The following is a 21,825-nucleotide window of genomic DNA, read 5'->3' as shown; positions in this document are numbered from 1 at the left end:
ATGTCGCACCGGCCCGGGGCGGCGTTGCCGCCCCGGGCTTTTTTGTGAAAGAAGTTGCTCTGGCGGGAGGGACTGTTGTTGTGCGAGGGACTTCAGCCCCGACGCTCTCGTTTCAGATCGCGCCATCGCGACCGCGCCGCTGATCGCCCTGCACGACAGGCTCCGGCGCGAGAGATCGGAAGCGCAATCGACGGGTTCCGGCCTTGCTCCGGAACGGCGGCGCAAGCGACGGCGCCGTTACTCCACGGCGCCCGCCGCACGATCGCCGCCGACCACCCGATCGCGTCCCTCGGCCTTGGCCCGATACAGCGCCGCATCGGCGATCTGCAACAACTGCTGAGGCGTATCGCGCTCGCCCGACGAGGTGGCCACGCCGATCGAGCACGTCGCCGGCCCGAAGGTCTGGCGCAGGTGCACGATGGTCGTCGCGGCGATCGCCGCGCGGATGCGTTCGGCGCGTTGCGACGCGGCTTCGGCGTCGGCCTCCGGCAGCACCAGGGTGAATTCCTCGCCGCCGTAGCGGCAGGCGATGTCCTCGTTGCGCACCAGTTCCTGCAGCAACTGCCCGATCCGCGCCAGCAGCGCGTCGCCGGCGGCGTGGCCGTGGGTGTCGTTGAAGCGCTTGAAGTGGTCGACGTCGAGCATCAGCACCGACAGCGGCAGGCGCCGGCGCTGGCAGCGCAGCAGTTCGCGCTGCAGGTTTTCTTCCAGGTAGCGGCGGTTGAACAGGCCGGTCAGCGGATCGCGCAGCGACTGCACGCGCAGGGTTTCGCGCAGCTGCAGGTTGACGATGGCCAGGCTCAGCTGCTCGGCGATGGCCTGGACCAGGGCCAGGTCGGCCTCGCGCGCGGCCCGTTCGCCGCTCAGGCACAGCAGGCCGAGCGAGGTGTTCTGCGCCATCAGCGGTACGCACAGGCTCCAGCGCGGATCGTCGTCGCCGGCGGCTGCGCGCTGCGGATCGGCGCGCTCGAGATGGGCGCAGCGCACGCCGCCGTCGTGGGCCTGGCTGCGGTGGACCTGGCCGCGGCGCAGCGCCCAGCAATCGTTGGGCTGCAGCAGGTCGGCGCTGAGTATCGCTTCGCGGCCGAAGCGCGCCGCGGTTTCGGCCAGGTTCTGCGAGGCGCGCAGGATGTAGCAGCGCCCGCCGAGCTCCGGGATCAGGTCGGCGATGACGTGCGCGGTCATGTCCATCGCTTCTTCCAGGGTCTGGCAGCTTTGCAGCAGGCCGGCGTAGTGGCTGAGGCTGCGATGGCGCTCGGTCAGGCGCTGGCGCTCGGCCGCGGACGCCTCCAGTTCGGCCAGCGCCTGCCGGCTCTCGCGTTCCAGCGCGCGGCTGCGCTTGTTTTCCTGCCACAGGCTCAGCATCAGCAGCGCCAGCAGGCTCAGCGCCAGCAGCAGGCCGCCGACCACCAGCGCGGTCAGCAGCGCGGCGTTGCGGTCGGTGCGCAGGTCGCGCGCGGCGAGCAGGGCGCGTTCGTTCTCGCGCATGGCGTCGGCGACCGCGGTCAGCGCGCGCATCTGCTCGGTGCCGGTGCTGGTGCGGCCGCTGATCAGGGATTGCTGCGGGTCGCGCGCGTACAGCTCCATCAGCCGGTCGATCTCGGCCAGCCGCAGCCGCATCCGCCGTTCGACATCGCGCGCCAGCCGGTGTTGTTGCGGGTTGTCGCGGGTCAGCGCGATCAGTTGCGCGGAATGGCTCAGCGCCGCCGGAATGCTGGCCAGGTATTCGGCGTGCAGGGCGGGGCGGTCGGTGAGGCGATAGCCGCGGGCGCTGGATTCGACCGTGCGGGTCGCGGCCAGGGTCGATTCGATCTCGGCGATGACCTGATACGAGTGTTCGACCCATTGCGCGCTCTCGGCGAAGCCGCGCAGCCCGACCACGGTGGCGATGCCGACCGCCGCCAGCAGCAGCGCGGCCAGCACGAACGCCGGCAGGCGATAGGCGCGGTAACGCGAGGCGGCCCGCGCCGGGCTCGGCGATGCGGGCGGCGCAGCGGGGGACGCGGGCGGCGAAGGCTGGGCCAAAGCGGGCTCGGGGGAGGTCCGACCCGGGCATCTTCCCACACCCGGGCGCGGCCGCCGTCGCGGCGGCGCGCCGGCGGTCGCGGCGGAATCGCCGTTCGCCCGTCGCGCCGCGCTTGCGGCGCCCGATCCGCGGGCGCGGGCATGCGGCGGCGTCGGGCCGCCGTCCAGCGCCGCCGGACGGCCGGCGCCGCCGCGCGCGTAGCGGGCTTTTGTGCGCTGCGGTAGGCTTGCCGGTCCTGCCCCATCGCCATCGCCACGCCTGTGTCCGACGCTGCCGCCCCCGCCCCGAACGATTCCCCGACCGATCCCAAGGCCTTCGAGCCCGGCGCCCTCGAGGCCGCCGCCCAGCGCTACTGGGACGAAACCCGCGCGTTCGAGGTCGACGAGCGCTCGGCCAAGCCCAAGTACTACTGCCTGTCGATGCTGCCGTATCCGTCCGGCGCGCTGCACATGGGCCACGTGCGCAACTACACCATCGGCGACGTCATCAGCCGCTACAAGCGCATGACCGGCCATAACGTGCTGCAGCCGATGGGCTGGGACGCGTTCGGCCTGCCGGCCGAGAACGCCGCGATCAAGAACAAGACCGCGCCGGCCAAGTGGACCTACGCCAACATCGCCCACATGAAGGCGCAGCTCAAGACGATGGGCTACGCGATCGACTGGTCGCGCGAGTTCGCCACCTGCACGCCGGACTACTACGTGCACGAGCAGCGCATGTTCGTGCGGCTGATGAAGCAGGGCCTGGCCTACCGCAAGAACTCGGTGGTGAACTGGGACCCGGTCGACCAGACCGTGCTGGCCAACGAGCAGGTCATCGACGGCCGCGGCTGGCGCACCGGCGCGCTGGTGGAAAAGCGCGAAATCCCGCAGTGGTTCCTCAAGATCACCGACTACGCCCAGCAGTTGCTCGACGGCCTGGATTCGCTGCCGGGCTGGCCGGACGCGGTCAAGACCATGCAGCGCAACTGGATCGGCCGCAGCGAAGGCCTGGAAATCCGCTTCGACGTGGTCGAGGGCGACGGCCGGCCGGTCGACGCCGCGCTGGACAATCTGGTGGTGTTCACCACCCGCCCCGACACCTTGATGGGCGTGACCTACGTGTCGGTCGCCGCCGAGCATCCGCTGGCCGCGCACGCCGCGCAGAGCGATCCCGATCTGGCCGCGTTCATCGCCGAACTGCGCCAGGGCGGCGTCTCGGAAGCCGAACTGGAAACCCAGGAAAAGCGCGGCCGCGACACCGGCCTGCGCGCAGTGCATCCGGTCACCGGCGAACACGTACCGGTGTACGTGGCCAACTTCGTGCTGATGAACTACGGCACCGGCGCGGTCATGGCCGTGCCCGGCCACGACCAGCGCGACTGGGAATTCGCCAAGCGCTACCAACTGCCGATCAAGACCGTGATCGTGCCCGACGCGGTGCGCGACGCGCTGACCGAGATCGGCCGCGACGTCGCCGCCCACGCCGATCCGATGCGCAGCGCGCTCGGCGGCGCGCCGGCGCTGGACGTGTACGACACCACCGCCGCGGTGCAGGTGGTCGAGGAGTTCCAGAACGGCATCGACGAACAGGGCCCGTGGACCGAGCGCGGCTGGCTGGTCAATTCCGGCGAGTACGACGGCCTGGACTTCCAGCAGGCGCTCGACGCCCTGGCCGCGCGCTTCGAAGCCGAAGGCCGCGGCAACCGCCGGGTCAACTTCCGCCTGCGCGACTGGGGCGTGAGCCGCCAGCGCTATTGGGGCTGCCCGATCCCGGTGATCCTGTGCCCGAAGTGCGGCGACGTGCCGGTGCCGGAAGACCAGTTGCCGGTGGTGCTGCCGGAAGACGTCGAATTCAGCGGCGTCGCTTCGCCGATCAAGGCCGACCCGAACTGGCGCAAGACCACCTGCCCGAACTGCGGCGGCGCGGCCGAGCGCGAGACCGACACCTTCGACACCTTCATGGAGTCGAGCTGGTACTACGCGCGCTACACCTCGCCGGGCGCGGCCCAGCAGGTCGACGAACGCGCCAGGTACTGGACCCCGGTCGACCAGTACATCGGCGGCATCGAGCACGCGATCCTGCACCTGATGTACTTCCGCTTCTATCACAAGCTCATGCGCGACCAGGGCCTGGTCGACAGCGACGAGCCCGCGGTCAATCTGATGACCCAGGGCATGGTGATCGCGGAAACCTACTATCGCTCGCTGCCCGACGGCCAGCCCGACTGGATCAATCCGGCCGACGTCGAGGTCCAGCGCGACGAGCGCGGCCGCATCGTCGGCGCGACGCTGAAGGCCGACGGCCAGCCGGTGCAGATCGGCGGCACCGAGAAAATGTCGAAGTCGAAGAACAACGGCGTCGACCCCAGGCTGATGGTCGACAAGTACGGCGCCGACACCGTGCGCCTGTTCTCGATGTTCGCCGCGCCGCCGGACCAGTCGCTGGAATGGAACGAGGCCGGGGTCGAAGGCATGGCGCGGTTCCTGCGCCGGCTGTGGACGGCGGTGCAGAAGCACGCCGACGCCGGCGCCGCGCCGGCGCTCGACGCGGCCGCGCTGACGCCCGCGCAGAAGACCCTGCGCCGGCAGATCCACGAGACCGTGCAGAAGGTCGGCGGCGACTACGGTCGCCGCCACAGCTTCAACACCGCGATCGCCGCGGTGATGGAATTGCTCAACCACCTGTACAAGTTCGACGACGCCAGCGGCAACGGCCGCGCCCTGCGCCAGGAAGCGCTGGAAGCGATGGTGCTGCTGCTCAATCCGATCACCCCGCACACCAGCCACGCGCTGTGGCAGACCCTGGGCCATGCCGAGACCCTGCTGGAAGACATCGCCTTCCCGCAGGCCGACGAGACCGCGCTGACCCGCGACGCGGTGACGTTGGCGGTGCAGGTCAACGGCAAACTGCGCGGCACCATCGAGGTCGCGGTCGCCACGCCGAAGGACGAGATCGAGGCGCTGGCGCTGGCCGAGCCGAACGCGGTCAAGTACCTGGAAGGGCTGACCGTGCGCAAGGTGATCGTGGTGCCCGGCAAGATCGTCAACATCGTCGCCAGCTGAGCGACGCCCGCCGAGCGGCATCCACCGAGCGGCATCCACCGAGCGGCAGCGCCGCGCGCCGGACCGGCGCGCGGCGAATGCGCAGGCGGCCGCGCGACGCGCCCGCTTCGCGCCGCCCGCGTCCGCCGCGCGCAGCGCACGGGCAGGGGAGGCCGCCGCTTCCGTTTTCCCGAGACCCGAACGCCATGACCGCGATCCTCTACTGCCATCCCGACTCGGGCTTCAGCTACAAGGTCGCGCTGGCGCTGCGCCTGCTCGAGGTCGAATTCGAACAGCGCCACGTCGACATCCGCAGCCCGCGCGAGCAGCGTTCGCAGGAATTCCGCGACATCGCCGCGCACGGCGAAGTACCGGTGCTGCGCATCGACGGGCTGACCCTGTGCCAGTCCAACGTCATCCTCGATTACCTCGCCGCGCGCCAGGACGCGCACGGCGGCCCGCGCCGCCTCGACGGCGCCGATCTGCAAGCGCGGCTGCACGTGCGCGAATGGCTGTCGTGGGAAGCCAACCGGGTCAGCCTCAACCTCGCCCATTCGCGCTACGGCCGCCAGTTCGGCCAGTACGACCCGGCCCTGCTGGCCTGGTACGACCGCCGCAGCCGCGCCGACCTCGACCGGCTGCAGGCGCAATTGACCCAGACTGCGTGGCTGGCCGGCGCGCAGCCGACCATCGCCGACGTCGCCTGCATGGGCTACCTGTGCTTCACCGTCGAACCCTGGGCGGAACCCGCCGGCGTCGCCCACGCCGACTGGGCGCAGCGCTGGCCCGCGCTCAAGGCCTGGTACGACCGCGTGCTGGCGCTGCCGGGCGCGCACAGCGCGCAGGCGCTGTTCGCCGGGCACCCGATCCGCTACTGAGCGCGGCCGCCGCCGCGCCGCCGCGACCGCGACGCGCACCGCGTCGCACGGTTCAGCCTTCGCTATTGATGCCCACGGCCGCCTCGTCCAGACTTCGCCCCATGACGCCTCGCTCCCTTTTCGCCCGCACGTCGCTTGCGGCTCTCGTGCTGGCCCTGTCGGCCTGCGGATTCCAATTGCGCCAGGCCCTGACCCTGCCGCCGGACATGGGCCCGGTGCGCGTGGTCTCCTCCGACCGCTACAGCCCGCTGGCCGAATCGCTGGCCCAGGCGCTGACCCGCGCCGGCGCGGTGCCGGCGCCGGAAGGCGCCGCGGAAGTGGCGGTGCTGGACCTGATGTCCGAACGCTGGGGCGACACCCCGGCCGCGCTCGACGAACTCGGCCGCGTGCAGGAATACAGCCTGCGCTACGCGGTGGTGTTCGAACTGCGCAAGGCCGACGGCAAGCCGCTGGTGCCGCGCCAGAGCATCGAGCTGTCGCGCGACTACGTGTCCAGCCCGACCAACGCCATCGGCACCGAGGGCGAGCGCGAGATCCTGATGCGCGAAATGCGCCGCGAAATGAGCTCGGCGGTATTGCGCCGGATCGGCGCGGTCAGCGAGCGGCGCTGAGCCGCCGCGGGTCCGCATCGCATGGAACTGACCCCCGAGCGCCTCGTCGCCCAGCTCGAACAGGAACCGCTGCGCCCGGCCTATCTGATCGCCGGTCCCGAGCCGCTGCGCGTGCTCGAAGCCGCCGACGCCGTGCGCGCCGCCGCGCGCGCCCAGGGCATCGGCGAGCGCGAAGTGTTCGAAGCCGAAGGCAACCAGCGCGAACCCGACTGGAACGCGCTGTCGGCGAGCTTCCGCGCGCCGAGCCTGTTCTCGAGCCGGCGCCTGCTGGAACTGCGGCTGCCGAGCGGCAAGCCGGGCAAAGAGGGCGCCGAGGTCATCGCCGATTTCTGCGCCGACCCGCCGCACGACGCGTCCTTGCTGATCTCCTGCGGCGAATGGAGCAAGCAGCACGGCGGCAAGTGGAGCGAAGCGATCGGCCGCATCGGCCACATCGCCGTGGCCTGGGCGATCAAGCCGCACGAACTGCCCGAATGGATGGAGCGCCGCCTGCGCCAGCGCGGCCTGCGCGCCGACCGCGACGCGGTGCAGAGCCTGGCCGACCGGGTCGAAGGCAATCTGCTCGCCGCCGCGCAGGAAGTCGACAAGCTGGCGCTGTTGTCCGACGGCGAAACCCTGACCGTCGAACGCATGCAGGCCCTGGTCGCCGACGCCGCGCGCTTCGACGTGTTCCGGGTGCTGGACGCGGCCATGAACGGGCAGGGCGCGCAGGTCTCGCGCATGCTCGCCGGCCTGCGCGCCGAGGGCGAGGCGGTGCCGGCCTTGCTCGGCATGGTGGTGATGGAATTGCAGCGCACCGCCGCGCTGGCGCGGGTGTCGGCGCGCGGCGGCAACCTGAGCTCCGAATTCAAGGCCCAGCGGATCTGGGATTCCAAGCAGCCGATGTACCGCCGCGCCCTGCAGCGCCACGACGCGCGCCGCTGGGAAGCGCTGCTGGTGCAGGCCGGACGCGTCGACCGCATGGCCAAGGGCCGCGAGGCCGGCGACGCCTGGACCGCGCTGGAGCGCTTGCTGCTGGCGGTGGCCGAGCCGCGCGCGCTGCGCCTGCTCGCGCTCGGCGCGGGCTGAGCGGCGGCGCCCGCGCATGAGCCTGCTGGTCTTCTACGGCGGCACCTTCGACCCGATCCACGACGGCCACCTCGCCGTCGCCCGCGCCGCGCGCGACGCGCTGGCCGCGCAGGTGCGGCTGATGCCGGCCGCCGACCCGCCGCACCGCGCCGCGCCCGGCGCCGATGCGCAGCAGCGCGCGCACATGCTCGACCTGGCGGTGGACGGCGAGGCCGGTCTGGTCGTGGACCGGCGCGAACTGCGCCGCGAGGGCCGTTCCTACACCGTCGAAACCTTGCGCGAAGCGCGCGCGGAGTTCGGCCTGGAGCGTCCGCTGGCGCTGCTGGTCGGCGCCGACAGCTTCCTCGACCTGCCGCAATGGCGCGAATGGCAGGCGCTGTTCGGGCTGGCCCATTTCGTCGTCGCCGAACGGCCCGGCAGCCCGCTCGACGCGGCCCGCATCGCCGCTATCGCACCAGGACGCGAGACGGCCGACCCGGCCGACTTGACCGCCGCCGCGGCCGGCCGCGTGTACCGGCTCAGGCAGCCGCTGCAGGCCGAATCGGCCAGCCAGGTCCGCGAGCTCATCGCCGAGGGCCGGCCCTGGGACGATTTCGTGCCCGCGCCGGTGGCCGCTTATATCCGCGCCTGCGGCCTGTACGGCGTCGTCGCCGACCGCGGCGCGACGACCGCCTGAACGCCCCGCCGCGCGGTCCGCCGCGCCGCCGCGAGGGCCTTGGGTATAATCGGCAGATAACTTCCGAACGACGAGCCGCATCCTCTTGACCAGCCAAGCCCAAGTCATCAAGACCCAGTTGCCGAACCCGCCGCCGCCGACCGAGCTGTTGCTCAAGACGGTCCACGCAGCGGTCGAAGAGCTCAAGGCCAAGGATGTCGTCGAAATCGACGTGCGCGGCAAGAGCAGCGTCACCGACTACATGGTGGTCGCCTCCGGCACCTCGACCCGTCACGTCAAGTCGATCGCCGACGAAGTCGTCAAGTTCGCCAAGAACCTCGATGTCATGCCGCTCGGCGTGGAAGGCGAGCGCGAGGCCGAGTGGGTGCTGGTCGACCTCGGCGACGTCGTCGTGCACGTCATGCTGCCGCGCGTGCGCGAGTTCTACGCGCTCGAGCGCCTGTGGACGGTCGGCGACCAGCCGCCGCCGCCGGAGGGCGTGGAAGGCCGCGAGTCGCGCGACGACGAGCGTTACTGATCGTCCGCATCGATACGAAAAACGGCGCCCCAGGGCGCCGTTTTTTTCGATCCCGACTGTAGGAGCGGCGCAAGCCGCGACCGCGCCACCGCGCATACGGCGCGAGCCCGCAACCCCGCATCCGCGGCGGCTCAACTCAACGCCAGCTTCCCCGCCGCCGCCGCGATCAACCCGCCGGCGACGCCATCGATCCAGCGCCGCCGCCGCCCGCCCAGCTTCGGTTCGCCGCCGCCGCGCGCGCCGCGCCCGAGCAGCAGACTCAACGCCGCATACACCAGCGCGCAACCGGCGACGAACAGCGCCGACAGCGCGATCGCCTGCGGCGCCGCCGGCGCATCGGCGCGCATGAACTGCGGCAGGATCGCCAGATAGATCATCATTCCCTTGGGATTCAACACCGCGGTCAGGAAGCCGCGGCGCAACGCATCGCTGCGCGCGCCGGCCGCGCGCAGCTCCAGCCCGCCGGGCCGCAGTGCCGCGCGCAGCAGCTTGAACGCCAGCCAGGCCAGATAGGCCACGCCGATCCAGCGCAGCGTCTGGAACAGCAGCGGCGAGGCCGCGACCAGCGCCGCCAGCCCCAGCGCCGCCAGCAGCGAATGCAGCAGATAGCCGGCGCAGACCCCGGCGGTGGCGCGCAGCCCGGCCGCGGCGCCGCCGCCGAGGCTTTGCGAGGCGACGAACAGCATGTCCGGGCCCGGCGTGCAGATCAGCGGGAGCACGGTGGCGCAAAAGAGCAGGGCGGTGTGCAGGTCCATGAACGCCATGATCGGCCAGGCGGGCCGGCACAGGGTTGCGTGAGTGGCGCATTCGTCGGAATTATTGGCAGGGTCTGCCACTGATTCGCCGGAAATCCGGCTGGAGATTGCCATGAGACTCGACGAGACCGATCGCCGCATCCTGCGCGCCCTGCAGCGCGACGGCCGCCTGCCGAATGCCGAGTTGGCCGAGCGGGTCGGCCTGTCGCCGTCGCCGTGCCTGCGCCGGGTGCGGCTGCTGGAGGAGGCGGGGATCATCGAGCGCTACGTCGCCGTGCTCGACCCGGCCCGGCTCGGCCTGCGCATGACCTTGTTCACCCGGGTCTGGCTGCTGACCCAGGACGCCGAGACCATCGACCGCTTCGTCGCCGCGATGCGCGGCCTGGAGCAGGTGATGGAGTGCTACATCGTGCTCGGCGAATGCGACGCGATGCTGCGCGTGGTGGTCGCCGACCTCGACGATTACCGCCGCTTCCAGACCACCCACCTGACCCGCGCCAACGGCATCGCCAACGTCAAGACCGACCTGCCGAGCCAGGTGGTCAAGCGCAGCTACGAACTTCCGCTGTAGCCGCGCGAACAAGAGCCGCGCGGACGATCGCCGCGCAAACGAAAAGGGCGCCCGGAGGCGCCCTTTCGCGTAGGTCCCGCGCTGCGGTCAGTTGCGCGACTGCAGCTTCGACAGCAGGCGCAGGAACTCGATGTACAGCCACACCAGGGTGACCATCAGGCCGAACGCGCCGTACCACTCCATGTACTTCGGCGCGCCTTGCTCGACGCCGGTTTCGATGAAGTCGAAGTCCAGCACCAGGTTCAGCGCCGCCACCACCACCACGAACAGGCTGAAGCCGATGCCGATGATGCCGGACTGGTGGATGTAGGGGATTTCGATGTTGAACATGCGCAGCACGATCGAGGCCAGATAGACCAGGGCGATGCCGCCGGTGGCCGCGACCACGCCGAGCTTGAAGTTCTCGGTGGCCTTGATCAGGCCGGTGCGGTAGGCCGCCAGCAGCGCGAACAGGGTGCCGAAGGTCAGCATCACCGCCTGGATCACGATGCCCGGGAAGCGCGCTTCGAAGATCGACGAGATCGCGCCGAGGAAGAAGCCTTCCAGCAGCGCGTACATCGGCGCGGTGATCGGCGACCACTCCTTCTTGAAGGTGGTCACCAGGCTCATGATCAGCCCGCCGATCAGGCCGCCCCACAGGTACAGGCTGGCGCCGGAGACCTGGCCGCGCGGGCCGATCTCGATCTGGTTCCAGGCGAACGAAGCTGTCAGCACGGTCAGCAGCAGCAGGAAGCCGGTCTTGTTGACGGTTCCGTTCAGGCTCATCGCCTGATCGCTGCCGCGCACGACCGCGCCGCTGCCGAGGTCGAGGAAGGTGGATTCCTTGAGGGCGGGGTTGCCGCTGCGCATCATCGGTGTAGCTCCTTTTCGTAGCCAAGCGCCGGTTCTGCCGGCGCTTTGAGAATGTTTTCGACTGGCCGAAGCATACACGCGGCCCCGCGCGGCCGGCCGCGGCAGGATGTTTCCAAGTGTGCTTGCCGCCGGGCGCGGACGGGCGGGGCGCGGCGATTGCGCGACAGGATTGACAGTTCAGGAAGCGGCGACGAAACTATGCGGCCTTTCGCGGCGTTGGCGCGCTACGAGAGTCCCGGTTCCGGGGTATAGCTCAGCCTGGTAGAGCGCCAGCTTTGGGAGCTGGATGTCGTGGGTTCGAATCCCTCTGCCCCGACCATCCATCGTCCAGGCCGGCCGTCAGTTAAGATTCGCTTTCCTGGCGCCCGTAGCTCAACCGGATAGAGCACCGGCCTTCTAAGCCGGTGGTTGCAGGTTCGATTCCTGCCGGGCGCGCCAAATTCGCAAGCGCTGTGCGGTACAATGCGCAGCTGGTAATTGTTTCTACGGTGGCTGTAGCTCAGCTGGTTAGAGTACTGGATTGTGATTCCAGATGTCGGGGGTTCGAGTCCCCTCAGCCACCCCATTCAAATCGTTGCGACGGAAGATGGTTGTAACGAAAGTGTTGTGCGGAGCGAAGTTGTTGTGTAAGATTCGCTCCTCGGTTTTACCGGGCCGTTAGCTCAGTTGGTAGAGCAGTTGACTCTTAATCAATAGGTCCAAGGTTCGAATCCTTGACGGCCCACCAAACAAGAAAAGGACTCGGCGAAAGCCGGGTCCTTTTTCTTTTCCGGCGGATATTCGTCCGCGCGCAGCGGCAAAAGGATTGCGGCATGGAGTCGAGCGACAGCAAGGTCGCGGGCATGGATTGGAAACGCGTCGCCCGATATTCGTTGGCGTTGCTGCTCGCCGGCGCCGTCGTCGGTTTGGTCAGCGGCTTGTTCGCCGTCGAGAGCGTGCGCGATGCGGCGCGGATCGAAGCGATCGGCACCGTGGCGGTGTTCGCGATCTATCTGGCGGTGTTCGCGCGCATGGCCGCCGGCGCCGCGGCGCGTCCCATCGCAGGCGCGGTGGCGGCCGCGTTCTTCGCGATCGTGCTGTCGTTGACCTTGTCGTGGGCCTTGTCCGCCGCATGGCCGCAGGTGTTTCCCGTCGCTATCGACGCGCTAGCCGCCGCTGTGGAGGCGTCGCTGCTGGCATTGGCGGCGACGTTCGGCGTCGGCTTGGGCGCTTATCTGCGCGACCGGGCGGCGGCGCTGGCGAAGGTTTCGTCGCGGGAATCGCGCTGAGCTGGCGCGATCCGCGGGAATTGGCTGCTTCTCGAACTGCCGCCGAGATTTTTCCCCGACCGCGATCGCAGCGCCGATTTCGACGGATGCGTGGCGCTCAGCCGCTTCGGCCAGCCTCCTCTCGTCGTCGACGTGAAACGCGGCGGATCGCGCCGAAACGCGAGTCCCTCACGTTCGATTCGATCCGCGACTTACTTACGCGCGCGTTCGACGTCCAGACGCGCGCGCGACTTCGCATCGCCCAGCGCCGCGCCGCGTTCGAGCAAGGCCATCGCCGCTGCGCGGTCTGACGGGTTCGCGCGTTCCAGCCGCATGATCGCGGCGTTGTAAGCGGCAACCGCGCTGCCCTTGTCCGCGGCATGCTCGAAGCCCTCCAGCGCCTGGTCCGGACACAGGAAGAAAATCTCCTGGCCGGCGGCGGCGCGCATCAGCATTTCGGCATTGTCCTCGGGGATCTGGTCCTGGACGAAGGCGGGCCAGCCGGCGACGAGAGGGACGAACAGTTCGGCGCCTTTGGGCAGGAAATACGAACCGCCGCCTTCGCGCATGGTGAACGCTTGCCGCGTGGTGCGGCGGGCGCCGTTCTTCTTCAGCCACAGGAAGCCGTTCTCGCCTTTGACCGGGAAGCCGTCGAGGGCCTTGGACAGGCGGTCGGCCAGCGACGGCACGCCCGGTTTCGGCGACACGCCGGTCCACGAGCCGATCAGCTCGACGCGCTTCACTTTGGCGTCGAGGCGGGGCTTCACCGTGGCGGCGATGTCGTCGGCGGTGAGGATGCGCATGTCGCCGTCGTACATGTGCCACGGACTGGACTGCAGGCCGATGGAGAAGACCGAATCGTCGTCCGGCACGGCTTCGATGTAGGCGTGCAGCGTCGAGCTCGAATCGACGCAGTCGGTCGCGCCCGGTTTCGGCGAGCAGGTCTTTACGCTGAGCCCGCCCGACAACGACAGGTACGAGGTGTCGCAGGCCAGCGCGGCGGGGCTGAGCAGGCACAGGGCGAGCAGGGCGGTTTTCATGCGCGCATTAGGAAGCCAAGCGCGGGCGAAAAGCAAAGGCTCGAATGGACGCAGGCAGTGCGCGCCGGACGGACGGCCGCTGGGCGCATCGCCGCGTCCACAAGCCGAAATCTGCGTGCCGTCGGCACATTTTTCGTGTGACGGTTACGCCGGGTCGCCGGACACGGCAGCGGAAATCGGTTATCCATAACCCGCGAGGCCGCCGCAACCGCAACTCCCGGCTTCCGCTGTCGCACCTCTCCCCCATGAAACGCCGATTTTCCGAGCAAGGGCAGAATCGCTGGCTGCCCGTGCCGCCTTGCGCCGCCGCAGGTGTCCGCCCGCGTCTGCGCGAAGCATCGGAGCGAATCCAGCGACATCATCATCAAAAGGAGAGGTACATGAAGCGGACCATGATGAAGGCGGCGACGGCTGCGGTGTTCGTGGCGGGGCTGGTCGTCGGCGTCGGCGCGGCGAATGCGCAGGTGGCCGGGCAGTACTGCAGCCCGAACGGCGCGGCGACCACCATCGTGCAGAACGGGTGGCGCTACTACTACACCTGCAGCAAGAACAAGTGGGTGTTCGTGCGGGCTTGCCCGGTCGGCGGCGGCCATTGCATCGAGTGATCGCGAGGTTGCGATAGCGATGATCGGTTTGCGCGGATCGTTCGTGTCTCGATGATGCGATCGCGCAGCGTCGAATACGCATACGAAGACCGACGCAAACCGAAACTCCGCGAAAAACGGCGGCCTTGCCGGCCTTCGGGCCGGCAGGGCGCGTCTGCAGTGCGCGCTGTGGCGGAATGGGTGCGAGCGTCAATCCGGCCTGAACGATAGCGCTGTGGCCGGCGGCGCGGTCGTACGCTTTCTCGTATCGTCCTGCCCGGTGGCGACGCGCAGCCTGCGCGTTCCGCACGCTACGCCGGGACTCGCGTCCGCGGCGCCGACCACAGGGATTGGGACATGCCGCGCTCGCGAAACCGTTCGTTTTTGTACGCCTTTGTCTTCTCGCTGGCCTTCGCCGGCACCGCCGCGACGGCGGCCGAAACCGCAACGCCGGCGACCGGCGACGCCGACGTCGACCGCACCATCGAGATGGCCAGGCAGCGCGCGCTCAACGCCGACCGGCCGGACTGGCCGGCGGTGCAGGCGCGCGCGGCCGAACTGGTGCGCGCGCAGCCCGGCGAAGCGGGGCGCACGGCGGCGATCCGCCATGTGCTGGCCTCGCTGCGCGACGGGCATTCGTTTTACATGAGCGCCGAACAGCTCTCTGCCCGCCAGAGCGGGGCCGCGGCGGCGGGCCGGGGCGGCGCGGCAGGCAAAGGCGGCCCGCGTCCGCCGATCGCGGCGGCTCAGCCTGCGGTGGCCGGGTTCCCGCGCTTGTCGGTCAATGCCTGGGTCGGCGACAGCGACGCGGCGATGACCGATGCGGCGCTGCAAGTGCGGCGCGAATTGAGCGCGGCGCTCGGCGGCGGCGCGTGCGGCCTGGTCGTCGATCTGTCGGCCAACGGCGGCGGCAATATGTGGCCGATGATGGGCGGGCTGGCGCCGTTGTACGACGAGGGCCTGATCGAGGCTTACGACAACGGCCGCGGCCGGCGCACCGAGCTGATCGTCAAACGCGGCGCGTTGTACTCGGGCGATACGCGCCTGCCCGATATCGACCTGCCGCCGTTGCCGGCGCGGCCGCGCTACGTCGCCGTGATCCTCGGCGCACGCACGGCCAGTTCCGGCGAAATCACCGCGCTGGGCTTCAAGGGGCAGGGCAATGTGCGCTCCTTCGGTGCGCCGACCGCCGGCGCGACCAGTTCCAACCAATCGATCCGCCTGCCGTCGGGCGGCCTGCTGGCGCTGACGACTTCGCGGCTGGTCGACCGCAACGGCGGCGTCCAGCACGGGCCGTTGCAACCGGACGAACGCAGCGAGCAGCCGCTGGACACTGCGGCGCAATGGCTGACGCGCCAGTGCGGCGCCGGTCCGGCGCCGCAGGGCGGGCAATAAAGTTAGATGCGGCGCCGGTTGCGAGCCGGCGCGCGCAGCCGCTCAGCGCGCGCCGAACCGCTCCGCCAACCCATCCGTCGCCGTCACCAGCGCATCCACGATCGCCGGATCGGCCGCGCTGTGCCCGGCCAGCACGATGCGCAGTTGCGCTTCCGGCCACGCCGCGGCCAGATCGGTCGCGCTCTTGACCGGGCAGATGATGTCGTAGCGGCCGTGCACGATGGTCGCCGGAATATGGCGCAGGCGGCCGACGTCGCGCAGCAGCTGGTCGGGTTGCAGGAACACGTCGTGGCGGAAGTAGTGCGCTTCGGCGCGCGCCACGCTGACCGCCGAACCGACGTCGCCGTGGACGCCCGGCTCGTTCGGGTCGTGCAGCAGCGTGGTGCTGCCGCCTTCGCAATCGCTCCAGGCCATCGCCGCTTCGATCCGCACCTGCGGGTCGTCGCTGTCCAGGCGCCGCCAATACGCTTCGACCATCTGCCCGCGTTCTTCCTCGGGGATGTAGTCCAGATAACGCTGCCAACGCTCGGGGAAGATCCAGCGCGCGCCGCCGTCGAGTTCGTTGAACCAGCGCAGTTCCGCCGGACGGCCGAGGAAGATGCCGCGCAGCACCAGCGCCAGCACCGGTTGCGGGTGGGTCTGCGCGTAGGCCAGGGCCAGGGTCGAGCCCCACGAGCCGCCGAACACCACCCAGCGTTCGATCCCGAGCAGCGCGCGGATGCGTTCGATGTCGGCGACCAGGTCCCAGGTGGTGTTGTCGCGCAACTCGGCGTGCGGCGTGGACTTGCCGGCGCCGCGCTGGTCGAACAGCACGATGCGGTAGCGGCTGGGGTCGAAGAAGCGGCGGTGGTACGGCGACACGCCGGCGCCGGGGCCGCCGTGCAGGAACAGCACCGGCAGGCCGTCGGGGTTGCCGCATTCCTCGATGTGCAGCTCGTGGATCGCATCCACGGCCAGACGGTGGGTGCGGTAAGGCTCGATCTCGGGATACAGCTCGCGCATGGCGGTCGCAGTCGGGAGGGGAGAGGCCGCAGCATAGCTGCGCGCGCCGGTCGGCGGCTTGCCGGCGCTGGCGTCCGGTGCGGCCGCACGAGGGCTCGCGCTTTTGCGCCGTCGCGCCGTTAGAATGCGGACCCGGCCGCGCGCCGGCGCAATGCGAAAGTGGCGGAATTGGTAGACGCACTGGATTTAGGTTCCAGCGCCGCAAGGCGTGCGGGTTCGAGTCCCGCCTTTCGCACCAAGGCGTCCGGCAGAAAAAACAGCCGCCTCGCCCGGCATCAATGGCTGGCCGCTCCAGCCGGCGCTTTTCTGCCGCCGAGCCCGCCGCGACAAACCGACTCCGGCTGGTCCTTCACACCCGTCGCCGAAACCGAGCCCCAACCCGCCCCGCGAAACTGGCCGGGGCCAGGGGCAAAGCGCCTCGCCCCGTGCGCAGTCCCCGGCGTACGTACTGCCCCAAAGCCGCCCCGATCCGTCCGGTATGCCCCGAACGCACCTCCAGCGGCCCTGATCGACGCCTGCGCGCCACCGAAATCCCAGCACCTTCTGCGACAACCCCCGCAAAACCCGCCAACGACCCCAAAACCCGCCGCCCACGGCCCGCGCAGCGTTCGCGGCGCTGGCAGCCCAGCGCGTAATCCGCCAAACTAGCAAGTTCCGCCGCCCGGCGAGCTTCATTCCGGGCCGGGCCGGACCGGATCAACAACATCGTCGCCGCGGCGGGTGCCGCGGTCGCAGGAGTGGATATGCAAGTTTCGCTCGAATCGCTGGGCTCGCTGGAGCGCCGACTGACCTTCAGCCTCCCGGCCGAAAACCTGGAAACCCAGGTCGGCGGCCGCCTGCGCGAAATCGCGCGCGGCGCCAACATCAAGGGCTTCCGCCCGGGCAAGGTGCCGGCCAAGATCATCGAGCAGCGCTTCGGCGCCCAGGTCCGCGCCGAAATCCTCGACGGCATGCTGCGCGAGAGCTTCGGCGACGCGATCCGCAAGGAGCAGCTGCAGATCGCCGGCAACCCGGCGATCGAGCCGGCCGGCGAAGCCGACGGCACCCTGTCGTACGTCGCCACCTTCGAAGTGGTGCCGGACTTCGGCGACATCGACGTCGCCAAGCTGGAGATCGTGCGCCACACGGCCGAGGTCTCCGACGCCGACATCGACGCGATGATCGAGAACCTGCGCCTGCAGCGCCGCACCCTGAATCCGGTCGAGCGCGGCGCCCAGGAAGGCGACGTGGTCGAAGTGGAGACCTGGACCGAAGTCGACGGCCTGCGCCTGCCGGCCGAAGGCGCCGAGTACGGCAGCACCCAGATCGGCTCCGGCGCGATGTTCAAGCCGCTGGAAGACGCGATGGTCGGCGTCAAGGCCGGCGAGGAGAAGGTCGCCCAGGTCGAGTTCCCGGCCGATTGGCGCGCCGCCGACGTCGCCGGCAAGACCGCCGACGTCCACCTCAAGCTCAACCACGTGTCCGAGCCGGTGCTGCCGACGGTCGACGCCGAGTTCATCAAGAGCTTCGGCGTGCGCAGCGGCGATGCCGAGCAGTTCCGCGCCGACATCCGCACCAACCTGGAGCGCGAGCTCAAGGGCGCGCTGATGAACCGCCTGCGCCAGGAAGTCGGCGAGCAGCTGGTCAAGGCCTACGAGTCGGTCGAAATGCCGCCGAAGCTGGTCGAGCAGGAAGCCCGCAACATGGTCTGGCAGACCGTCGAGCAGGCGCGCCGCCAGGGCCGCCAGATCGCCGCGCCGGACGACGCGCACCTGAACTATATGGATTCGGCGCGCAAGCGCGTGCTGGTCGGCCTGCTGGTCGGCGAGATCGCCCGCCGCAACGACCTGCGCCTGGAACCCAAGCGCGTCAACGAGACCCTGCGCCTGATCGCCTCGACCTACGAGGAGCCGCAGCAGGTGATCGACCTGTACCGCAACGACCAGCAGCTGATGGCCGGCCTGCAGAACCGGGTGATGGAGGAGCAGGTGATCGACTGGATCGCCGAGCGCGCCCAGCACACCGAGCAGCCGCTGTCGTTCAGCGACGCGATCCGTCCGAACTGAGCGATCGCAACGGCCCGCGGCCACCGCCGCGGGCCGCTTGTTTTGGCAGTTCCGTTTCTGCAGTGCGTCGCATCAGCCAGCTTCGCCAGCGCGTCCGTCCGAAGGCCCTCCCGCGGGGCCTTCGCTGCGAAAGCCGCCCGTATCGGCCAGGGTCGCTGCAAGCGCCGGCCGGAATGGCCGCCAGCCGGTCGAGTCAGCCGCCCGGACGCGCCGCTTGCAGCCTGCGCCGCGTTTTTGGCAATCGCGCCTCTTGCGCTGCGCCGCGGCCGGCCCCAAGTTGGGCGGAACCGCGCACGCAATCCCGCGCCCCCTATATCAGCCACAGGTGCCGTTTAACTCATGGATAACCTAACCAAAGCCCTGAACCTGGTGCCGATGGTGGTCGAACAGACCAGCCGCGGCGAACGCGCCTACGACATCTATTCGCGCCTGCTCAAGGAGCGCGTGATCTTCCTGGTCGGCGGCGTCGACGACCACGTCGCCAACGTGATCGTGGCCCAGATGCTGTTCCTCGAGGCCGAAAACCCCGAGAAGGACATCAACTTCTACATCAACTCGCCGGGCGGCGTGGTCACCGCCGGCATGGCGATCTACGACACCATGCAGTACATCAAGCCCGACGTGAGCACGATCTGCATCGGCCAGGCCGCCAGCATGGGCGCTTTGCTGCTCGCCGCCGGCGCCAAGGGCAAGCGCCTGGCGCTGCCGAATTCGCGGGTCATGATCCATCAGCCGCTCGGCGGCTTCCAGGGTCAGGCCACCGACATCGACATCCACGCGCGCGAGATCCTGACCCTGCGTCAGCGCCTCAACGAAATCCTGGCCAAGCACACCGGCCAGTCGCTGGAGACCATCGCCCGCGACACCGAGCGCGACAACTTCAAGAGCGCCGAGGCCGCGCGCGATTACGGCCTGGTCGACCAGGTCCTCGAGCGCCGTCCCGACGAGACCGTCCAGGCCTCGTAAGGACGCCGCTGGGCGGGCCGGCAACACGCGCAAACCCTTGATCGCGCTGAACTATGTCGACGGCGGCGGGTTCGAGGGGATGGCCCGGGAGGCTGTGCTATTCTCGGGCCGAGCCGCCTGAACGAGCCTCGGCGGCGCTTGCCGCCCAGGCCTTTTGGGCATATTAAGAAGCCAACGCGCACCACAAGACTGAGCACCAACGGGCCAAACCAAGCATGACCGACGAACGACAAGGACGCAGCACGGGCGACAGCAACAAGATCCTGTATTGCTCGTTCTGCGGTAAAAGCCAGCACGAAGTCCGCAAGCTGATCGCGGGCCCGAGCGTGTTCATCTGCGATGAGTGCGTGGAGCTGTGCAACGACATCATCCGCGAGGAACTCGAGGAGAAGGCGCAGTCGGCGCGCAGCCACCTGCCCAAGCCGCGCGAGATCCTCGAGGTGCTCGATCAGTACGTGATCGGCCAGCAGCGCGCCAAGCGCACGCTCGCGGTCGCCGTGTACAACCACTACAAGCGCATCGAGAGCCGGCAGAAGAACGACGACGTCGAATTGTCGAAGTCGAACATCCTGCTGGTCGGCCCGACCGGGTCGGGCAAGACGCTGCTGGCGGAAACGCTGGCGCGCCTGCTCAATGTGCCGTTCACCATCGCCGACGCCACCACGCTGACCGAAGCCGGTTACGTGGGCGAAGACGTGGAGAACATCATCCAGAAGCTGTTGCAGAAGTGCGACTACGACGTCGAGAAGGCCCAGCAGGGCATCGTCTACATCGACGAAATCGACAAGATCTCGCGCAAGAGCGACAACCCGTCGATCACCCGCGACGTGTCCGGCGAAGGCGTGCAGCAGGCGCTGCTGAAGCTGATCGAAGGCACCATCGCCAGCGTGCCGCCGCAGGGCGGGCGCAAGCATCCGCAGCAGGAATTCCTGCAGGTCGACACGCGCAACATCCTGTTCGTGGTCGGCGGCGCGTTCGCCGGTCTGGACAAGATCATCCAGCAGCGCAGCACCGAGGCCGGCGGCATCGGCTTCGGCGCCAAGGTCAAGAGCAGCGAGCGCAAGATCGACATCGGCAAGATCCTCGCCGACGTCGAGCCCGAGGACCTGATCAAGTTCGGCCTGATCCCCGAGTTCGTCGGCCGCCTGCCGGTGGTCGCCACGCTCGAGGAACTCGACGAGCCGGCGCTGATCTCGATCCTGACCGAGCCGAAGAACGCGATCACCAAGCAGTTCCGCAAGCTGTTCGAGATGGAGAACGTCGAGCTGGAGTTCCGTCCCGACGCGCTGTCGGCGATCGCCAAGAAGGCGCTCAAGCGCAAGACCGGCGCGCGCGGCCTGCGCACCATCGTCGAGTCGGTGCTGCTGGACACGATGTACGAACTGCCGTCGCTGGAGAACGTCAGCAAGGTGGTCGTGGACGAGTCGGTCATCGAACACAAGTCCGAGCCGTACCTGATCTACCAGACGCCGCCGGCGCAGCCCAAGGTGGCTTCGGCCGAGTAAGCCGGCCGAACGACGCAAGCGCAACCTTCGCCCCCGCCGAGTGCGGGGGCGATCGTTTCCGGGGTTCGGTTTGCGTGCTTGCGCGAACTGCGGTGCTTCGCGGACGTCCGGAGAGATTTCCGGCCCGAAGCGCCGCGCTTTTGTGGCAGGGTTTCAGTCCCGACGCGTTCCGCCCGAGTCGCTGCGATCCGGCACGACAGCGTCGGGACTGAAGTCGCGCCGACAAACGCTTGAGCTCGCGCTCAGCCGGCCGCGTCGTCCGTCCCGTCGCCCTGCCATTCGATCATCGTCAGCCGCGCGCGCTCCACGCCTTCGCACAGCACGTCCTCCAGCGACGCCCGCGCCGGGCTGGCAGCCAGCATCGCGCGCAACGCGCGCTCGACGGCGCCGAACGAATCCTGGTCGTAGTACAGCGCGCCGAAGCGGCCGTCCTCGTCGGCGTACACGTACCACGCGCTTTCCGACACCGTGTCGGTGCGGTACCAGCCGAAGCAGCGGTAGCGCGCGTTGAGCGCATCCAGCTCGGCCTGCGCGAACGCCGCGCCGGCCTCGAATTCATGGCGGTCGTTGCACCAGCTGTACACGATCATGTCGACCAGGCCGAGCGAGCGGATCCGCTGCCACGGGTCGGCCTGCGCCAGGCCGTCGGCCAGCCCCGCCGGGTCGGGCAGCTCCAGGCAATGCGATTCGGTGTTGTCGAGGTTCTCCAGGCCGCCGAAGCGGCCGTAAAAGGCCTCCAGGTCCGCCGGCAAGGGCCGCGGTTCCAGCGCCTGCAGCCGGGCCAGATCGGCCGCCGCGGCCGGGCCCGGGGCGAGCAGGGTGTTGTAGTCCTCGTCCCAGAACCGGGCCCGGCTTGCGTTGTACTGATCGATGACGGCCTGCAATCGTTGCATCGTTGGCGTCCTGGCGGCGGGGGCGGGCGGAATGCTCTGTCCTGGGGGCGGATTTTTACCACAAGACGATGATTTAACAGCGGTTTTTATCGATTTTGCGGGTCCTCCGGCGGGCTTTGCTTGCGCTCCCGCGCCGCCACCCCCATAACGGGAGCCTGGATGCCCCGGCAT

20 protein-coding genes and 5 tRNA genes are annotated in these 21,825 nt (G+C 69.3%); 19 read left to right on the top strand and 6 right to left on the bottom strand.

Annotated elements, in window-relative coordinates; genetic code table 11:
* Window positions 1-237 precede the first annotated feature (237 nt).
* Window positions 238-2,025 carry a sensor domain-containing diguanylate cyclase gene (locus JHW38_RS07930; RefSeq protein ID WP_207525420.1) on the bottom strand — a complete coding sequence of 596 codons (1,788 nt, stop codon included), beginning with the start codon at window positions 2,023-2,025 and terminating at the stop codon, window positions 238-240.
* A gap of 261 nt (window positions 2,026-2,286) precedes the next feature.
* Between JHW38_RS07930 and leuS the strand changes: the two genes are divergently transcribed.
* The 6 genes from leuS to rsfS all read left to right on the top strand — a co-directional run bounded on the left by leuS (window position 2,287) and on the right by rsfS (window position 8,799).
* Window positions 2,287-5,070 carry a leucine--tRNA ligase gene (gene leuS, locus JHW38_RS07925; protein WP_207525419.1) on the top strand — a complete coding sequence of 928 codons (2,784 nt, stop codon included), beginning with the start codon at window positions 2,287-2,289 and terminating at the stop codon, window positions 5,068-5,070.
* A 185-nt stretch (window positions 5,071-5,255) separates the two neighbouring features.
* Window positions 5,256-5,927 carry a glutathione S-transferase family protein gene (locus JHW38_RS07920; RefSeq protein ID WP_207525418.1) on the top strand — a complete coding sequence of 224 codons (672 nt, stop codon included), beginning with the start codon at window positions 5,256-5,258 and terminating at the stop codon, window positions 5,925-5,927.
* A gap of 176 nt (window positions 5,928-6,103) precedes the next feature.
* A complete protein-coding gene (gene lptE, locus JHW38_RS07915) occupies window positions 6,104-6,538 on the top strand; it encodes an LPS assembly lipoprotein LptE (RefSeq protein ID WP_242691261.1) in 435 nt (144 codons plus the stop codon).
* Between the two features lie 21 nt (window positions 6,539-6,559).
* Window positions 6,560-7,606: a DNA polymerase III subunit delta gene (holA, locus tag JHW38_RS07910; RefSeq protein WP_207525416.1), complete on the top strand. Its 1,047-nt coding sequence runs from the start codon at window positions 6,560-6,562 to the stop codon at window positions 7,604-7,606.
* A gap of 16 nt (window positions 7,607-7,622) precedes the next feature.
* Entirely contained in the window at window positions 7,623-8,282 is a 660-nt protein-coding gene (gene nadD, locus JHW38_RS07905; RefSeq protein ID WP_207525415.1) for a nicotinate-nucleotide adenylyltransferase, read from the top strand.
* An 85-nt stretch (window positions 8,283-8,367) separates the two neighbouring features.
* Entirely contained in the window at window positions 8,368-8,799 is a 432-nt protein-coding gene (gene rsfS / locus JHW38_RS07900; protein WP_207525414.1) for a ribosome silencing factor, read from the top strand.
* A gap of 131 nt (window positions 8,800-8,930) precedes the next feature.
* On the opposite strand, the gene JHW38_RS07895 is transcribed toward rsfS, so the two are convergent.
* Entirely contained in the window at window positions 8,931-9,554 is a 624-nt protein-coding gene (locus JHW38_RS07895) for a LysE family translocator (protein ID WP_207525413.1), read from the bottom strand.
* Window positions 9,555-9,666: 112 nt separating this feature from the next.
* Between JHW38_RS07895 and JHW38_RS07890 the strand changes: the two genes are divergently transcribed.
* A complete protein-coding gene (locus tag JHW38_RS07890) occupies window positions 9,667-10,125 on the top strand; it encodes an Lrp/AsnC family transcriptional regulator (protein WP_242691259.1) in 459 nt (152 codons plus the stop codon).
* An 87-nt stretch (window positions 10,126-10,212) separates the two neighbouring features.
* Here the strand turns inward: JHW38_RS07890 and JHW38_RS07885 are convergent, their stop codons facing one another.
* Window positions 10,213-10,974 carry a Bax inhibitor-1/YccA family protein gene (locus JHW38_RS07885; RefSeq protein WP_207526292.1) on the bottom strand — a complete coding sequence of 254 codons (762 nt, stop codon included), beginning with the start codon at window positions 10,972-10,974 and terminating at the stop codon, window positions 10,213-10,215.
* 245 nt (window positions 10,975-11,219) lie between these two features.
* On the opposite strand from JHW38_RS07885, the gene JHW38_RS07880 reads away from it, so the two are divergent.
* The 5 genes from JHW38_RS07880 to JHW38_RS07860 all read left to right on the top strand — a co-directional run bounded on the left by JHW38_RS07880 (window position 11,220) and on the right by JHW38_RS07860 (window position 12,245).
* Window positions 11,220-11,296 (top strand) — tRNA-Pro (locus JHW38_RS07880).
* A gap of 42 nt (window positions 11,297-11,338) precedes the next feature.
* Window positions 11,339-11,415: transfer RNA gene (locus JHW38_RS07875), tRNA-Arg, on the top strand.
* 50 nt (window positions 11,416-11,465) lie between these two features.
* Window positions 11,466-11,542, top strand: a tRNA-His gene (locus tag JHW38_RS07870).
* 86 nt (window positions 11,543-11,628) lie between these two features.
* Window positions 11,629-11,704 (top strand) — tRNA-Lys (locus JHW38_RS07865).
* A gap of 85 nt (window positions 11,705-11,789) precedes the next feature.
* On the top strand, window positions 11,790-12,245 hold the full coding sequence (locus tag JHW38_RS07860; RefSeq protein ID WP_207525412.1) for a hypothetical protein: 456 nt from the start codon (window positions 11,790-11,792) through the stop codon (window positions 12,243-12,245).
* Window positions 12,246-12,436: 191 nt separating this feature from the next.
* Here JHW38_RS07860 and JHW38_RS07855 read toward each other — a convergent pair whose 3' ends face one another.
* The gene (locus JHW38_RS07855; protein WP_207525411.1) at window positions 12,437-13,264 is read right to left on the bottom strand and encodes a hypothetical protein; all 828 of its coding nucleotides are present in this window, start codon (window positions 13,262-13,264) and stop codon (window positions 12,437-12,439) included.
* Between the two features lie 380 nt (window positions 13,265-13,644).
* Here JHW38_RS07855 and JHW38_RS07850 point away from each other — a divergent pair, with 380 nt between their 5' ends.
* Both JHW38_RS07850 and JHW38_RS07845 read left to right on the top strand, forming a co-directional pair.
* Window positions 13,645-13,869, top strand: coding sequence for a hypothetical protein (locus JHW38_RS07850; RefSeq protein ID WP_207525410.1), 225 nt, complete (start codon window positions 13,645-13,647; stop codon window positions 13,867-13,869).
* A gap of 336 nt (window positions 13,870-14,205) precedes the next feature.
* A complete protein-coding gene (locus tag JHW38_RS07845; protein WP_207525409.1) occupies window positions 14,206-15,243 on the top strand; it encodes a S41 family peptidase in 1,038 nt (345 codons plus the stop codon).
* A 42-nt stretch (window positions 15,244-15,285) separates the two neighbouring features.
* On the opposite strand, the gene pip is transcribed toward JHW38_RS07845, so the two are convergent.
* Window positions 15,286-16,245, bottom strand: coding sequence for a prolyl aminopeptidase (gene pip, locus JHW38_RS07840; RefSeq protein WP_207525408.1), 960 nt, complete (start codon window positions 16,243-16,245; stop codon window positions 15,286-15,288).
* A 153-nt stretch (window positions 16,246-16,398) separates the two neighbouring features.
* Here pip and JHW38_RS07835 point away from each other — a divergent pair.
* From JHW38_RS07835 to JHW38_RS25905, 5 genes are all read left to right on the top strand, one after another.
* Window positions 16,399-16,483: transfer RNA gene (locus JHW38_RS07835), tRNA-Leu, on the top strand.
* A 505-nt stretch (window positions 16,484-16,988) separates the two neighbouring features.
* A complete protein-coding gene (gene tig / locus JHW38_RS07830; RefSeq protein ID WP_207525407.1) occupies window positions 16,989-18,290 on the top strand; it encodes a trigger factor in 1,302 nt (433 codons plus the stop codon).
* 339 nt (window positions 18,291-18,629) lie between these two features.
* Window positions 18,630-19,256, top strand: coding sequence for an ATP-dependent Clp endopeptidase proteolytic subunit ClpP (gene clpP, locus JHW38_RS07825; protein ID WP_207525406.1), 627 nt, complete (start codon window positions 18,630-18,632; stop codon window positions 19,254-19,256).
* A 215-nt stretch (window positions 19,257-19,471) separates the two neighbouring features.
* Window positions 19,472-20,761, top strand: coding sequence for an ATP-dependent Clp protease ATP-binding subunit ClpX (gene clpX, locus JHW38_RS07820; RefSeq protein ID WP_207525405.1), 1,290 nt, complete (start codon window positions 19,472-19,474; stop codon window positions 20,759-20,761).
* A gap of 78 nt (window positions 20,762-20,839) precedes the next feature.
* A complete protein-coding gene (locus tag JHW38_RS25905) occupies window positions 20,840-20,995 on the top strand; it encodes a DUF6053 domain-containing protein (RefSeq protein ID WP_428995290.1) in 156 nt (51 codons plus the stop codon).
* A gap of 8 nt (window positions 20,996-21,003) precedes the next feature.
* On the opposite strand, the gene JHW38_RS07815 is transcribed toward JHW38_RS25905, so the two are convergent.
* Window positions 21,004-21,654: a hypothetical protein gene (locus JHW38_RS07815; protein WP_207525404.1), complete on the bottom strand. Its 651-nt coding sequence runs from the start codon at window positions 21,652-21,654 to the stop codon at window positions 21,004-21,006.
* Window positions 21,655-21,825: the final 171 nt, after the last annotated feature.

The sequence above is a fragment of the Lysobacter enzymogenes genome (assembly GCF_017355525.1).
GTDB lineage: Bacteria > Pseudomonadota > Gammaproteobacteria > Xanthomonadales > Xanthomonadaceae > Lysobacter > Lysobacter enzymogenes_C.
This window is presented reverse-complemented; position numbering and strand designations above follow the sequence as displayed.